Origin of the sequence: Pseudomonas sp. Z18(2022) (assembly GCF_036346535.1) — a bacterium.
Taxonomy (GTDB): Bacteria; Pseudomonadota; Gammaproteobacteria; order Pseudomonadales; family Pseudomonadaceae; genus Aquipseudomonas; species Aquipseudomonas yamanorum_A.
Genome location: NZ_JAOTOA010000006.1, coordinates 87,555 through 102,453 on the forward strand (window position 1 = coordinate 87,555; position 14,899 = coordinate 102,453).

Below are 14,899 nucleotides of genomic sequence, written 5' to 3' on the forward strand. Positions count from 1 at the left end.
TTAAAACGCCGGAATAATTGCACTAATGGCTAAAAAAACCGCTCCCCTGCTCCCCATGACCCAGCAATTACTGGCGGACTTGGGCGAGCGCCTGCGATTGGCGCGCTTGCGGCGCAAGCTCACTGCCAAGCAAGTGGCAGAGCGTGCCGGTATGTCATTGATGACTCTGCGCGCGCTGGAACGAGGTTCTACGGGCGTGACCATCGGTGCCTACCTGTCTGTACTGCAAGTGCTCGGACTCGAGCAGGACATAGCCTCAATCGCCGACACCGATACAGTAGGACGCCAGCTGCAAGACTCCGCGCTCACAAACAAAAAGCGCGAAGCCACCAAGCCTCGCATGAAGAAAGCGGCTCAAATTGCATCTGCCAGCACCGCCCCGCCGGTCTCGTTTCAAACGCAACCGGCCTCGAAACTTTCAGCCCTGATCATTAATCCCCTCAGCCCGTCCCGTGATGAGTTATCCAAGCCATGAGCAGGATTTTCGTTTATGCCGACTGGGATGGGCTCAATCACTCCCGGCGCCTTGGCGTACTGCATGCGCGCCAAGGCGGTGCCAGTGAGTTGTTTGAGTTTGAATACGACCCTGAGGCGCTGGCTGATCCGCAGTTGGGCCTGACTCAACTTGACCCGCGCATAGCCTTGTTCGAAGGCCCGCAGTTCCCCCCGCAAGGTCGCGACACCTTCGGCGTATTCGCCGACTCCAGCCCCGACCGATGGGGACGCATGCTGATGAAGCGTCGGCTGGAACGCGATAAACGAGCCGCAAGAGTTGCGTCCCACACGCGGCTTCTGGAGTCAGACTTCCTGTTGGGTGTACACGATACATTCCGCGTCGGCGCACTGCGTTTCAAGCGGGATGAAAACGGGCCCTTTCTGGACAATCAGGACAGTCTGGCGGCGCCACCGCTGATCAAACTGCGGGAATTGGAGGCCGCCAGCCGCGCCCTGGAAAACGATACCGACAATACCGCTGCCGAAGGCAGCGACTGGCTGCGGATGTTGATTGCTCCCGGCGGCTCACTGGGTGGCGCACGCCCTAAAGCCAGCGTGGTGGACACCGACGGGCATCTCTGGATTGCCAAGTTTCCGAGCCTGCGCGATGAGCACGATGTAGGCGCCTGGGAATACATCACAGGGTCCCTCGCCGAGGGCTGCGGACTGCGCGTCGCCCCCATGGATGCAGAACGCTACGCCAGCGAACATCACTGCTTCAGGGTAAAACGCTTTGATCGGAGCGCTCTGGGGCGACGGGTACATTTTGCCTCTGCCATGACCTTGACTGGCCATACCGACGGTGACGATGCCTCAACGGGTGTCAGCTATCTGGAGCTGGCACGGGTGTTGATGACCCAAGGCGCCGAGACGCGAGCGGACTTACGCGAGCTGTGGTGTCGAATCCTGTTTAACGTATTGGTCTCCAACACCGATGATCACTTGCGCAACCACGGTTTCCTGCTGGAGCCTGGCCGCGGGTGGCGACTCTCTCCTGCCTACGATATGAATCCAGACCGTTATGGCCATGGCCTGAAACTCAACATCAGCGAACATGACAACGCTCTGGATCTGGATTTGGTGCGATCGGTCGCCGGATTCTTCAGGGTGCCGCTCCGGGAGGCCGATACGCTTATCGAACGTTTCAAGGGTGTCGTCAATCAGTGGTCAACGCTGGCCAATGCAGTGGGCATCTCAAGACGTGAGCAGGAGGAAATGAGCCCCGCCTTCAAGTTGTCCACAGGCACGCAATGACCCCGCGACGCCACTATTACCAAATCCGAAAGAATCCATCTTCCGTTTAGCCCTTTCTCTCCCCGCGCCGGGGCATTATCCTTGTCAGCAACAAACTGAAACGTTTCATCACTCCATCAAACCACCGACCGCCCGTGTTCAACGCCTTTGTGCGAACGCGCCAGGCCGCTGTTTGCGTTTCAAAACCATAAAATATTAAGACCCCATTTTGCCTATGCCTGCTTTCCCAAACCTGCGCTTGTGCGCTGCGCTGCTGCCTTTCGGTCTGGCCACCTGTGCCCAGGCCGCCCCTGCCTTTGACGCTGAATCACCGTGGATGCTGGGTGATTTCGGCGGCACCCGGACAGCGCTGTCTCAACAAGGCTACGACTTCAAGTTCGACTACACCGGCGAGATGGGCAGCAACCTGCACGGCGGCTCGGACCACGACCGCACGGCGCGCTACAGCGACCAATTCGGCCTGGGCACGCACCTGGATCTGCAGAAGATCCTCGGCTGGCACGACGCAGAGTTCCAACTGACGGTGACCGAGCGCAGCGGCAATAACATCACCAATGACCGGATCAACGATCCGCGCGTGGGTGGGTTCACTTCGTCCCAGGAAGTCTGGGGCCGTGGCCAGACCTGGCGCCTGACGCAGATGTGGTACCAACAGAAATTCTTTGACCAGAAGCTCGACATCAAGGCCGGGCGTTTCGGCGAAGGCGAAGACTTCAACAGCTTCCCCTGCGACTTCCAGAACCTGGCGTTCTGCGGTTCGCAGGTCGGCAACTGGGTGGGCAGCATCTGGTACAACTGGCCGGTGAGCCAGTGGGCGTTGCGAGTCAAATACCACCTCACACCCGAGCTTTACGCTCAGATCGGGGCTTATGAACAGAATCCGTCCAACCTGGATCGCGGCAATGGTTTCAAGCTCAGTGGCAGCGGCACCCAAGGCACCCTGCTCCCGGTCGAACTGGTGTGGACGCCCACCCTCAACGGCCTGCCTGGCGAATACCGCGCCGGTTACTACTACAGCAGCGCCAAGGCCAGCGATGTCTACAAAGACCGCAACGACCAGCCTGCAGCGCTCAGCGGCGAGGCCTATCGCAGCGCCTCGAGCAAACATGGCGTGTGGTTGGGCGTGCAGCAGCAAGTCACCAGCCTGGCCAGCGACCACTCCCGCGGCTTGAGCCTGTTCGCCAACGGCACGATGCACGACAAGAAAACCAACGCTGTGGATAACTACGTGCAGGCCGGCATGGTCTACAAGGGCCTGTTCGACGCCCGCGCCAAAGACGACATCGGCTTTGCCGTGGCCCGCGTGCACGTCAACCCGGCCTACCGCAAGAACGCCGAGGCGAGCAACCAGGCCCGCGCCGTGTACGACTTCGATGACCCGTCCTACACGCCGATTCAACACACCGAATACAGCGCCGAACTCTATTACGGCATCCACGTCACCAACTGGCTGACGGTGCGCCCGAACCTGCAATACATCCGTCATCCCGGGGCCGTGGCCCAGGTGGATGACGCGCTGATCGGCGGGATCAAGCTGCAAAGTTCGTTCTGACGCCACAACTAATTTCTGTAGGAAACGAATTACCCCTGAACCATGCCTGCGCCGGAACGTCATCTACAGTGAACTGTGCGCAATCAATTCAAAACGTAACGGAGAACCACACTATGAGCACTGATGGTGCTTCAAGTCCAAGTCGCCTGCTGCCCAGGCTACTGGGGATCTTGCTGCTGATAATGGGCCTGGCCTTGTTGGCCGGGGGGATCAAGCTGAGCATGCTCGGCGGGTCGCTGTATTACCTGCTGGCCGGTCTCGGCATCACCGTCACAGGCCTGTTGCTGCTGGCGACACGCCGCGCGGCGCTGGGCTTGTACGCACTGGTGCTGTTTGCCAGCACCGTCTGGGCGCTGTGGGAAGTCGGCCTGGACTGGTGGCAGTTGGTGCCGCGCCTGGCCCTGCTGTTCGCCCTCGGCATTGTCATGCTGCTCCCGTGGTTCCGCCGTCCGTTGCTGCGTGGCCAAGCCGCGCCGCTGGGCACTGGCGCCCTGAGCGTCGCTGTGGTGCTGGCAGGTGCTGCTGCGCTGGCCAGCCAGTTCACCGACCCGGGTGCACTGGTCAAGAAAGGCCAACTGGACCGCGATGCGGTGCCGGGCATGGCGAGCGCCGCGCCGGCCCAGGCCGATGGTGACTGGAACTCCTACGGCCGCTCGGCCTTCGGTGATCGCTACTCGCCATTGGCGCAGATCACCCCGGAAAACGCCCACAAGCTGGTGCCAGCCTGGACGTACCGTACCGGCGACATCCCTGGCCCAGGCGATCCCGGTGAAACCACCGCGGAAAACACCCCGCTGAAAGTCAACGGCATGCTCTACGTGTGCACGCCCCACAGCCAGGTGATTGCCCTGGACCCGGACACCGGCAAGGAAATCTGGCGTTTCGACCCGAAGATCAGCAGCGAAGGGGCTGCCAACTTCAAGGGTTGGGCGCACATGACCTGCCGTGGCGTGTCGTATCACGATGACGCCGTGTATGCCTCCGAGCAAAGCCCGACCGGCAGCGCCAGCCCGGCCGCCGCGCCGAATGCCTGCCCGAAACGCATCTTCGTACCGACCGCCGACACCCGTCTGATCGCCCTGAACGCCGACACCGGCAAGATGTGCGAAGACTTCGGTGACAAAGGCCAGATCGACCTGCGTGCCAACATCGGCACCTTTGCCCCAGGCGGTTATTACTCCACCTCGCCACCGGCCGTCACCAAGAACCTGGTGGTGATCGGCGGTCACGTGACCGACAACGTCTCCACCGACGAGCCTAGCGGCGTGATCCGCGCGTTCGACGTGCACACCGGCAAGCTGGTGTGGAACTGGGACAGCGGCAACCCGGACGACACCACCCCGTTGGCCGAGGGCAAGACCTACACCCGCAACTCGCCAAACATGTGGTCGATGTTCGCGGTGGACGAAAAACTCGGCATGCTCTACCTGCCGATGGGTAACCAGATGCCCGACCAGTACGGCGGCGACCGGACTCCGGACTCCGAGAAGTACAGCGCCGGCCTCACCGCCCTGGACATCGACAGTGGCCACGTGAAGTGGACCTTCCAGTTCACTCACCATGACCTGTGGGACATGGACGTGGGCGGCCAGCCTTCGCTGATCGACATCAAGACCGCTGACGGCGTGAAGCAAGCGGTAATGGCGTCGACCAAGCAGGGCAGCATCTACACTCTGGACCGCACCAACGGTCAGCCAGTGGTGCCGATCAACGAAATCCCTGTACCGCAAGGCGCAGTGGCCGGCGATCACACCGCACCGACCCAACCGAAATCCGATCTGAACTTCATGCCACCGCCCCTCAAGGAGCGTGACATGTGGGGCGTGACGCCGTTCGACCAGATGCTGTGCCGGATCGATTTCAAATCCATGCGCTACGACGGTCCGTTCACCCCGCCATCGCTGCAAGGCTCGATCGTTTACCCGGGTAACTTCGGCGTGTTCGACTGGGGTGGCATCTCCGTCGACCCGGTGCGCCAGATTGCCTTCGTGAACCCGAGCTACATGGCGTTCAAATCGAAACTGATCCCGGCCGCCGACATCGCCAAACAAGGCCCACGGGTCAGCGAAACCGAAGGCGTGCAGCCGAACAAAGGTGCGCCGTACGGCGTGATCCTCGAAGCCATGCTGTCGCCACTGGGCCTGCCGTGCCAGGCGCCGGCGTGGGGTTATGTGGCCGCGGTCGACCTGACCAACCACCAGACCATCTGGATGCACAAAAACGGCACCGTGCGTGACAGCTCGCCGGTTCCGATTCCACTGACCATGGGCGTGCCAAGCCTGGGCGGCACGTTCACCACCGCCGGTGGCGTGTCCTTCCTCAGCGGTACGCTCGACCAGTACCTGCGTGCCTATGACGTGAAAAACGGCAAGCAGTTGTGGGAAGGCCGCCTGCCAGCAGGCGCGCAGACCACACCGATGACCTACACCGGCAAGGACGGCAAGCAGTACGTGCTGGTCATGGCCGGCGGTCATGGTTCCCTGGGCACCAAGCAGGGTGACTATGTGATGGCGTTCAAACTGCCGGATTAAGTCATACCGGCGGCAAGAAAAAGGCGGCTACCTCATGGGTAGCCGCCTTTTTTTGTGCCGCCTACACCGGCAGGCGTTCGCGGCGCATCCACATTTCGAAGGCCATGGCATTCAACGGCCGGCTGATCAGGTAGCCCTGGGCCGTGTCGCACTTCCAGAGCTTGAGCAGCTTGAGGCTCGGCTCGAACTCCACCCCTTCGGCCACCACCTTGAGCCCCAGGTTGTGGCTCATCTCAATGGTGGAGCGCACGATCACGCCGTCGCCGGAGGTGCTGTCGAGGTTGCGCACAAACGACTGGTCGATCTTCAGTTCCTGCACCGGCAGGCGTTGCAGTTGCGCCAGGGATGAATAGCCGGTACCGAAGTCGTCCACCGACAGGCTGATGCCACAGCCGCGCAGTTGCTCCAGCACGCTGAGGGCCTGGGCCGGGTTGTGCATGATCGCGCTTTCGGTGATTTCGAAAATCAGTTGCCGAGCCGATACGCGGTAATGCGCCAGCAACTCGGTCACCCGCAGGGCCAGGCCGTCATCGGCCAGGTCGTCCACCGAGATGTTCACCGACAACTGCACCTGCAGTCCGCGCACTTCCCATTCGGCCAATTGCCGGATGGCTTCTTCGATCACCCACTGGGTCAGGCTGCCCATGCTGCCGGTGCGCTCGGCCAGGGGAATGAACTCGGCGGGCGATACCAGCCCGAGGGTCGGATGCTGCCAACGCAGCAGCGCTTCGGCCTGGCGTACATGGCCGTGGGTCAGGTCGAGCTTGGGTTGATAACACAGGTACAGCTCGCCCTCTGCCGCCGCCCGGCGCAGGTCGCGGATCAGGCTGATCTGGCGTTGGTGGGCAAGGTCGCGGTCCTGTTGGTAGATCTGCAAATAGCCCGGCAGCGCCGCCGCATCGTGACGGGCAATCGCGGCGCGGCTGATCAGCTCTTCAACCTGCTGGCCGTCTGCCGGGTAAGCGGCGATGCCGATGCTCACTTCGTGGCGCAGTTCATCGCCGCCAATGCGCTGGGGTTCGGTCAGCAGCCCGTACAAACGGTCGGCCAGGGCCACCACGCGGTCGATCTCGGTGTTTTCCAGCAGCAGCAGGAATTCACTGCCGGTGATACGTGCGGCGGTGTCGCTGGCTGACAGGCTCGACAGCAGGCAGCGGCTGGCTTCGCGGAGCATTTCTTCCACGCCTTCCGGGCCATACCCCTCGTTGATCACGCGGTAGTTTTCAATGCCCAGGTACAGCAACACCACGGGGCGGCCAGCACTGATGGCGCTGCCCAGACGCTCCATGGCCAGCGCGCGGTTGGGCAAGCCGGTGAGCGGGTCATGCAGCGCGTTGTGGGCCAGTTGCCGCTCGCGCACGGCGATCCCGGTTTGCATGGCGTTGAAGGCCTGGGCCAGCAGGCCGAATTCATCATGGCTGCGAACCCGTACCGGCGTGCGGTAGTCACCGGCACCGATACGTTCGGCCGCCTGCACCAGCGCGTTGAGCGGGCGCGATACCCTCCGTGCCAAAAACAATGCGCCCGCCAGGGACACCAGCAGCACCACCAGGGCGATCGCGAGAAACTGCCGGTCCAGCGGCGCGAAGGATTCAAGGGCGTGGTCCAGCGGGCTTTGCAGCAGCACCCGCACTTCACCGCCGTCTGCGGTGTTGCCCAGGGGTAGCACCTGGCTGAGATAACGCTGGCCGTGAAACAGGTTCAGTTGCGCCACGGGGTTGATATACGGGGCCTGTAAGTCACTGGCAATCGAGGCCTGGAAGGCCTCGGGCTGGGTGCTGAACAATTCGCCGGGCTGACCGCGCTGCACGCTGATGAACGACACCTCCAGGTTGCTCATGGAGCGCAATTCACTGGCAAACACTTCATCCATGGGAAAGCCCATGGCGACGCGGGCAATCGGTGCGGGGTCGACAACCTCCTGCTGCACCAGCAGAAACGGCCGGCCATCGAGGGCCACGATCAACATTTGCAGGCCACTGCGCCGGGCCTGGCGCAGGGCATCGTTGTAGGGAAAGGCCTGGCCGGGGGTCAGCGCCTGTAACGTGCTGACCATCACCTGGCCGTCGAGGCCCAGCACAAACACTTCACTGGACGTCAGGCCGGTGCCGTGCCTGCGCAAGGCGGCGAGAATCACGGCGGGCTCGCCCTCGGCGACGGCCTGGCGAAACGGCAAGTCCGCCGTCAGCCAGTTCAGGCCGTATTGCAGGCGCCGGCCACGCAGGTCGAGCAAACGCTCGAACACCTGGCTGCCGGTTTCCAGTTGTACCTGGGCCTGGTTTTCCACGGCGCGATTGGTGGCGGTCTTCACCGCGAAATACACCGCGGCCACCACCACCAGCAACAGCAGCGCCAGCACCCCGGCGATCCGGGTTTGAAACGTATGGCGCCACCTCATTTTGGTGCCCTCTGGCAGCGCTCGCCTCCTCCAGCCGAAACGTTCCTTCGTCATACGCGTCCCTCGCGACAGCTGACCTGGCGTCAAATAAATGTCTTTTCAACAAGGACATTCGAATTATCCAGATTAGCTGTGCAAGAGAAGAAGTGCACCCAATAAATACGGGAACCTTACCGTCATTAATTTGGCGACGAGCCTCAACTCCGTGCCCGCATGAAGTCCCCCCAACGCCGCACGAGGTAGTTGTGCTCGTCCATCACCGAGTTCCACACCGCGATATGCCCCATGCGTTGCTCGTAGGACCCACCGTCACGCACTTCGCCCACATCGATCAGCGGCAAGCCATCGCTGCCCAAAAGCTCTTCCCGGGCGGGCAGGCCGGCGTACCAGTAATCCCATTCGGCGCTGCTCAGGTGATCGCGGCTGCGGGCCGGGTTGCCGATGTAATAACCCTGGCGCGCCATCACCGCGCCGGGCCAGCCGGACAGCCACCAGTTGAGGTAGGCATAGGCCGCGTCCAGCACCGGGCCCTTGGCATGGCGCGACAACGACAACCCGCCAAACCAGGCGCGATAGCCTTCACGAGGCACCGCCAGGCGGTATTTGACCCCGGCCCGATGCAGGCGCATCAGGGTCGGTGACCACAAACTCTGGATGTCGATGCTCGGGCTGAGCATCAGTTGCGCCGCTTCCTCGTCATCGGACCAGAACGCCGCGAAGTGCCCTTCCCTCTGTTTGCGCACCAGGATATCCGCCAGCACATCGATCTCTTCGATGCTCATGTTGCCGATGTCCTTGAAGCTCGCCAGCCCCGCGCCCTGCACCGCCAGCGCCGCGTCGAGGGCACCGATGGCGGCGTCGCTTTGCAGCGCGGTACGCGCGCCCCAGGCCGGGTCCAGCAGCCAGCCCCAGCTCTCGTTGGCGCGGTTGAACCCTTCGGGCAAGCGCTCCGGGCGGTAGGCAAAACTGTCGGCGTTGTGGGTCAGGGGCAGCATGCTGATGCGTTCGGTGACGGTGCTGCCCAGGCTGCCGTCGTGCTGCACGAACAGACGCTCGCTGGGCACACTGCCGCTGCCCAGGCGGTCGTTGGCCGACAGGCGGCCGCGCTTGGGCAGGTCGTTGATCTCGTGCCACAAAGCAATGCGCCGGGTGTCGATCGGCTGGATCGCCCGCGCCGGCCACACGAAGTCGACGTTGTGAAACCACTGGTCATACAGGTCGTAGCTGTCGGGCTGCATCACCGCGATGCGCTGGGCCTGCTCGACATCATGCACCTGGTACACCAGGCGAATGCCCAGCTCCTGTTCGGCGCGCACACGCAAGGATTCAAGCAAGGTAACCGAGGTGCCCAGGACACGAAGCGTGATCATGCCGCGAACCTTCTGGAGAACACTTCAAAGGAGCGGTGCAGCAACGCCGGGTCGAGGCCGCGCAGGATAAACACCAGGCGCGATTGCCGGTCGGTGCCCGGCCAGGCAGGCAGGTGAACCGGGGCATGCAGGCAGTGCTGCACGCCATGAATGACGATGGGAGCCAAACTTGCGTTCACGTTGAGCAATCCTTTGACGCGAAGAATACGTTCGCCGTGGCATCTTAACAGCATCGATAACCAGACCCCGAAGCCCACCCAATCCAGCGGCTGGTCGAAGGTCAGGCAGCAGACCTGCGCCGCGCCGTGGTTGGCGGCGGTGGTTTGATGGAGTTTCCAGCGGCTGACTTCCGCCGCAGGTTGCGCACTGCGCAAACCTTCGCCGAGCAGCAGTTGTTCACCGCTGTCGATATCGCAGGTGTTGAGGATCGGCGTGCCGGCGTTCAGTGCCTGCAAGTGCGCGCGCAGCGAGTCGCAGTCTTCGACGAGGTCGGTCTTGCTCAACAGCAGGCGATCGGCGGCGGCCACCTGCGCCAGCCATTCCGGGTGCAGGCGTTCTTGCAAGACGGCGTGGCTGGCGTCTACCAGCGTCACCACCAGGCCGATATGAAAGCGCCCGCGCAGTTGCACGTCGTTGTTCAAGGTGGCGAGGATCGGCGCCGGGTCGGCCAGGCCGGTGGTTTCCAGGATCACCCGCTTGAAGGCCGGAATCTCGCCGCGCTCGCGGCGCTGCAACAGGCCGAGCAAGGCGTCTTTCAACTCGCCGCGAATCGAACAGCAGACGCAACCGCTGGGCAGCAGCACGGTGTCCGGCGCGACTTCCTCCACCAACAGATGGTCGATGCCGACGTCGCCGAATTCATTGATCAGCAACGCCGTGTCGCCGAGGCTTTCGCCTTGCAGCAGGCGCTTGAGCAAAGTGGTCTTGCCGCTGCCGAGGAAGCCGGTGATGACGTTTAGAGCGATGCTCATATTTCTACCTCAATGATGCCCCTGTAGGAGCCCGGCTTGCCGGCGATGGCGCCCTTCATATCGCCATCGCCAGCAAGCCGGGCTCCTACAGCTCCAGATGATCCAGCAGATGCGGGTCCAACGGGTCCAGCGGTCGACCGAGCATGTTCTCTGCCGCCCGCCACAATTGATCCAGGCCGCTGGCCAATTCCTGTTTGCCGGTGGCGCCCAGCAGCAGATAGGACGCGCCCTGGAAATCTTCGACCTTGAGCCGGAACACCGCCAGCACCTGATTGATCGCGGCGATTCGGCGCAGGCGTTCGCGCCGGCGCGGCAGTTCATCGCCCAGCGGATCGCTCCAGTGCAGGTCTTCACCCAGCAGGCCACAGAGTCCGCACATGCTTATTGCCCGCTCATGGCATGACATCGCCGGAATTCGGGCCCAGCGTCTGGCCCACGAACAGATTGCCGCCGGGCTCACTGGCCAGCAGCACGGCGGTGGGCGCCACTTCGTCCGCCAGGCCGAAACGGCCCAGGGGCAACTCGGCGGCCTTGGCGCGTTTCCAGGTGTCGCTGATGCCGCCTACCAACGGTGTCTCAATCGGCCCGGGTGCGATGGCGTTGACCAACACATTGTCCTTGGCTACCTCCAGCGCCAGGGACTTTGTGAAACCAATGACGCCGGCCTTGGCCGCAGCATAGTGCGTCAGCTCGGCGCCGCCCTTGATCCCCAGCTGCGAGGCGACGTTGATGATCCGGCCCCAGCGCTGGGCGATCATGTGGGGCAACGCTCGCTGGCTGGCGACGAAGACGCTGGTGAGATCGACGCGCAGCATGTCGTTCCACAGGTCGATGGTCAGGTCGACGCAACGGGCCTGGGTCAGCATGCCGGCGTTGTTGACCAGAATGTCGATGCCGCCGTAGTGGGCAACGCAGGCATCGACGCTGGCCTGGGCGCCGTCGACGGTGCCGACGTCGGCCACGCATTCGAGGACTTCGGCGCCGAGGTTGCGGCAGGTGATCGCGGTTTCGGCGAGGGTTGCGGCGTCGCGGTCGGCCAATAGCAACCGCGCGCCTTCGACGGCGTAGGCGCGGGCGATGGCGGCGCCGATGCCGCTGCCGGCTCCGGTGATCACGGCGCGGCGGTTAGCGAGTTGGGGCATTGTTATTCCTCCACGGGTCGAGTGTTACCTGTGGGAGCTGGCTTGCCTGCGATGGCATCACCTCGGTGTATCTGAAGGACCGAGTTGTCTGTATCGCAGGCAAGCCAGCTCCCACACTTGAATTGCATCAGGCTTAAAACCGCATCAATCCGGCCAGCGCACGGTCAGCCCACCATCAATCACGATGCTTTGCCCGGTCAGGTAGCTCGATTCCTCGCTGGTCAAAAACCGCACCAGGGACGCCACTTCATCCGCCCGCCCGACTCGGCCCAGCGGGATCGCCCGCGCGGCTTTCGCCAGCCCTTCCGGCCCCAGGGAGTTCTTCGCGTCCAGCGACTGCGGCGTCTCGATCAACCCAGGAATCACCGCATTGCAGCGTATCCCCAGCGGCGCCAACTCCACCGCCAGCGACCGGCACAACCCCGGCACACCGGCCTTGGCCGCCGCGTAATGTGCGTGCTCCTGCCAGCCATACACGCCACCGGCAATCGACGAAATCGCCACCAGCGCGCCGCCTTCATGCATGTGCCGAGTCGCCGCCCGGAACGTGCGCATCACCCCGGTCAGGTCGACGTTGAGCATCTCGTTCCACAGTTCGTCGGTCATCTCCAGCAACGGTGCGCGCCTTAACAACCCAGCGTTGGCCACCGCGTAATCGAGGCGACCAAAATGCTGGATCGCCTGGGCCGCCAGGTTGTCCACCGACGCGGTGTCACCCACGTCCAGCGGCAACATCAGGCATTCACCGCCGGCCTCTTCCACCAGCGCGACGGTGTGATGCGGGTCGTGAGGATCGGCCGGGTAATACCCGCCCACCACCGCCACGCCGCTGCGGGCATACGCCACCGCGAGGGCCTGGCCGATGCCGCTGGCGGCACCGGTAATCAAGGCAACTTTACGACTCATCACATCAACTCCTTACTGGACAGTTTCCGGACGCACATGGCGTGCGGCAAACATCAATGCGCCGGACAGGAAGCACGGCAGCGCGCCGAACCACAGGGCAGCGGTCTGCCAGTCGCTGCCGGCAGACAGCACCTGGGTCGCGCCAAACCCGGCAACCACTGCACCGATCGGCCCCATGGCATGGATGATCGCGCCACCGGTGGCACGGATGCTGGTGGGAAAACTTTCACTGATGAAAAACAGCGCCGCCGAGTACGGCCCGATCAGGAAGAACAGGCCCAGGCTGTACAGCCCGACCACCATCGCCATGTTGCTCGGGCCAAACAGCATCCCGGCAAACGACAGCCCGCCGAGCATCCAGCCCAGGCCGATCACGTTGCGGCGGCCGATCTTGTCGCCCATCCAGCCGTGGCTGAGGTAGCCGCAGTAACCCACCAGGTTCGACAGCACGAGGATGATCAGCGAGTTCTCGAACGAGATGTGGTGCACGCTGACGATCACCGATGTGCCCAGCACGCTGAACACCTGGATGGCCGCCCAGTTGAGCAACAGCGCGGCGCCGATCACCAATGTTGCACGACGGGCCGGGCCACGGAATGCAGCCTTGAGACCGGCCTTGCTGTGTTCGTCATAGTCCACGCCGTAGGTCACGGCGACGTTTTGCGCTTCTTTCACCGCGCCGCTTTTACGCAGCTCGCTGATGCGCTGGTGAATCTGGAACTGCGGGCTCTCCTTGAGCTTGCGCGCCATCACCGCGATGACAATCGCCGGGATCGCCGCAAACACGAAGCAGCCCTGCCAGCCGATCACCGGCAGCAACAGCGCGGTCAAACCGGCGGCGATCAACGCGCCCACCGGCCAGCCGCCCTGCACCAGGCTGTAGATAAAGCCACGGCGCTTGGCCAGCTTCGGGTCATCGGACGCGGCGTACAGCTCGCTCAGATAGGTTGCGTTGACGGTTTCCTCGGCATAACCCAGGCCGCCCAGCGAACGGATCAGGATCAACGACGACTTGCCCCACGCGCCGCCAATGGCGGTCAGCGCCGAGCAGATCGCTGAACCGGCCACGGTGAAAATAATCCCCTTGCGCCGACCCAGCTTGTCCACGATCGGACCGATGGCCAGCGCTACCACGGCGGTGCCGACCGCCACCCATGTCGCAATCTCCGCTTGCTCCACTTCACCCCAGTTAAAGTGCCGCCCGATTTCCGGCAGCAAGGTGCCGAACAGGATGAAGTCATACACCGCAAACACCCAGGCGAAAAACGCGATCCAGGTGGCGAAACGCACTTCCTTGGGCGTCAGTTGCCGGGGTTTCCAGCCAGTCAGATCAAGCTTGTTGTAGATAGACATGAATCGCGCCTCGGGAGGTTGGCCAGGGGTTGGTTACAGGTATCAGGTACGCGGTTGGCGGCGGATAAAGTCATCGGCGATTTCGTCGAAGGTGACGAAGCGCACGCCGGCATGGCTCTGGATATGTTCGATCAGGCGCTCAAGCATCAGCAGCACTTGCGGGCGGCCGGACACGTCGGGGTGGATGGTCATGGTGAACACTGCGTGTTCGTGCTCGCGGTAGACCCAGTCGAACTGGTCGCGCCACATTTCTTCCAGGTGACGCGGGTTGACGAAGCCGTGGCTGTTGGGGGCTTTCTTGATGAACATCATCGGCGGCAGGTCGTCGAGGTACCAGTTGGCCGGGATCTCCACCAGGTCGGTTTCTTCGCCGCGCACCAGGGGTTTCATCCAGGTGTCGGGGTGCTGGCTGTAGTCGATCTTGGTCCAGGTGTCGCCCTTGCGCACGTAGTACGGGTGGAAGTCGTTGTGCATCAGGCTGTGGTCGTACTTGATGCCTTTTTTCAGCAGCAGCTCGTTGGTGACCTTGCTGAATTCCCACCAGGGCGCGACGTAGCCGGTGGGGCGTTTGCCGGTGACCTGGGTGATCAGTTCGATGGACTTGTCGAGGACGATTTCTTCCTGCTCGGCGGTCATCGCGATGGGGTTTTCGTGGCTGTAGCCGTGCACGCCGATTTCGTGGCCGGCATCGGCCACGGCCTTCATCTGCTCGGGGAAGGTTTCCATCGAGTGGCCGGGAATAAACCAGGTGGTGCGCAGGCCGTAGCGTTCGAACAGTTTCAACAGGCGCGGCGCACCGATTTCACCGGCGAACAGGCCACGGGAAATGTCGTCCGGGGAGTCTTCGCCGCCATAGGAACCGAGCCAGCCGGCGACCGCGTCAACGTCGACGCCAAATGCACAGAGAATGTCTTTAGCCATGATGTG

At 62.9% G+C, this 14,899-nt stretch carries 12 protein-coding genes; 4 read left to right on the forward strand and 8 right to left on the reverse strand.

Translation table 11 applies throughout. The annotated features are described in order from the left end of the window. Nucleotides 1-25: 25 nt before the first annotated feature. From V3W39_RS15430 to V3W39_RS15445, 4 genes are all read left to right on the forward strand, one after another. Nucleotides 26-475, forward strand: coding sequence for a helix-turn-helix domain-containing protein (locus V3W39_RS15430; protein WP_177047149.1), 450 nt, complete (start codon nucleotides 26-28; stop codon nucleotides 473-475). After that, on the forward strand, nucleotides 472-1,749 hold the full coding sequence (locus V3W39_RS15435) for a type II toxin-antitoxin system HipA family toxin (RefSeq protein WP_330212913.1): 1,278 nt from the start codon (nucleotides 472-474) through the stop codon (nucleotides 1,747-1,749). Before V3W39_RS15430 ends, V3W39_RS15435 begins: the two co-directional genes overlap by 4 nt. 214 nt (nucleotides 1,750-1,963) lie before the next feature. Next, nucleotides 1,964-3,301 carry a carbohydrate porin gene (locus V3W39_RS15440; RefSeq protein ID WP_177047153.1) on the forward strand — a complete coding sequence of 446 codons (1,338 nt, stop codon included), beginning with the start codon at nucleotides 1,964-1,966 and terminating at the stop codon, nucleotides 3,299-3,301. Between the two features lie 113 nt (nucleotides 3,302-3,414). Further along, nucleotides 3,415-5,832: a glucose/quinate/shikimate family membrane-bound PQQ-dependent dehydrogenase gene (locus V3W39_RS15445; RefSeq protein WP_177047155.1), complete on the forward strand. Its 2,418-nt coding sequence runs from the start codon at nucleotides 3,415-3,417 to the stop codon at nucleotides 5,830-5,832. 61 nt (nucleotides 5,833-5,893) lie between these two features. Here V3W39_RS15445 and V3W39_RS15450 read toward each other — a convergent pair whose 3' ends face one another. The 8 genes from V3W39_RS15450 to V3W39_RS15485 all read right to left on the reverse strand — a co-directional run bounded on the left by V3W39_RS15450 (nucleotide 5,894) and on the right by V3W39_RS15485 (nucleotide 14,893). After that, complete coding sequence (locus V3W39_RS15450; protein ID WP_259196247.1) at nucleotides 5,894-8,230, reverse strand: putative bifunctional diguanylate cyclase/phosphodiesterase; 2,337 nt, start codon at nucleotides 8,228-8,230, stop codon at nucleotides 5,894-5,896. A gap of 197 nt (nucleotides 8,231-8,427) precedes the next feature. Further along, on the reverse strand, nucleotides 8,428-9,600 hold the full coding sequence (locus V3W39_RS15455) for an ABC transporter substrate-binding protein (RefSeq protein ID WP_294734421.1): 1,173 nt from the start codon (nucleotides 9,598-9,600) through the stop codon (nucleotides 8,428-8,430). Further along, a complete protein-coding gene (locus V3W39_RS15460) occupies nucleotides 9,597-10,571 on the reverse strand; it encodes a CobW family GTP-binding protein (protein ID WP_330212914.1) in 975 nt (324 codons plus the stop codon). The genes V3W39_RS15455 and V3W39_RS15460 overlap by 4 nt, the downstream gene beginning before the upstream one ends. Before the next feature lie 85 nt (nucleotides 10,572-10,656). Continuing rightward, nucleotides 10,657-10,950, reverse strand: a complete 294-nt coding sequence (locus tag V3W39_RS15465) for a hypothetical protein (protein WP_330212915.1) — start codon at nucleotides 10,948-10,950, stop codon at nucleotides 10,657-10,659. A gap of 13 nt (nucleotides 10,951-10,963) precedes the next feature. Beyond that, nucleotides 10,964-11,713 carry an SDR family NAD(P)-dependent oxidoreductase gene (locus V3W39_RS15470; protein ID WP_177114849.1) on the reverse strand — a complete coding sequence of 250 codons (750 nt, stop codon included), beginning with the start codon at nucleotides 11,711-11,713 and terminating at the stop codon, nucleotides 10,964-10,966. Nucleotides 11,714-11,857: 144 nt separating this feature from the next. Beyond that, nucleotides 11,858-12,619, reverse strand: coding sequence for an SDR family NAD(P)-dependent oxidoreductase (locus tag V3W39_RS15475; protein WP_088424088.1), 762 nt, complete (start codon nucleotides 12,617-12,619; stop codon nucleotides 11,858-11,860). A 12-nt stretch (nucleotides 12,620-12,631) separates the two neighbouring features. Then, nucleotides 12,632-13,972, reverse strand: a complete 1,341-nt coding sequence (locus tag V3W39_RS15480) for an MFS transporter (protein WP_177047167.1) — start codon at nucleotides 13,970-13,972, stop codon at nucleotides 12,632-12,634. A 42-nt stretch (nucleotides 13,973-14,014) separates the two neighbouring features. Further along, nucleotides 14,015-14,893 carry a polysaccharide deacetylase family protein gene (locus tag V3W39_RS15485; protein ID WP_003210406.1) on the reverse strand — a complete coding sequence of 293 codons (879 nt, stop codon included), beginning with the start codon at nucleotides 14,891-14,893 and terminating at the stop codon, nucleotides 14,015-14,017. Nucleotides 14,894-14,899 lie beyond the last annotated feature (6 nt).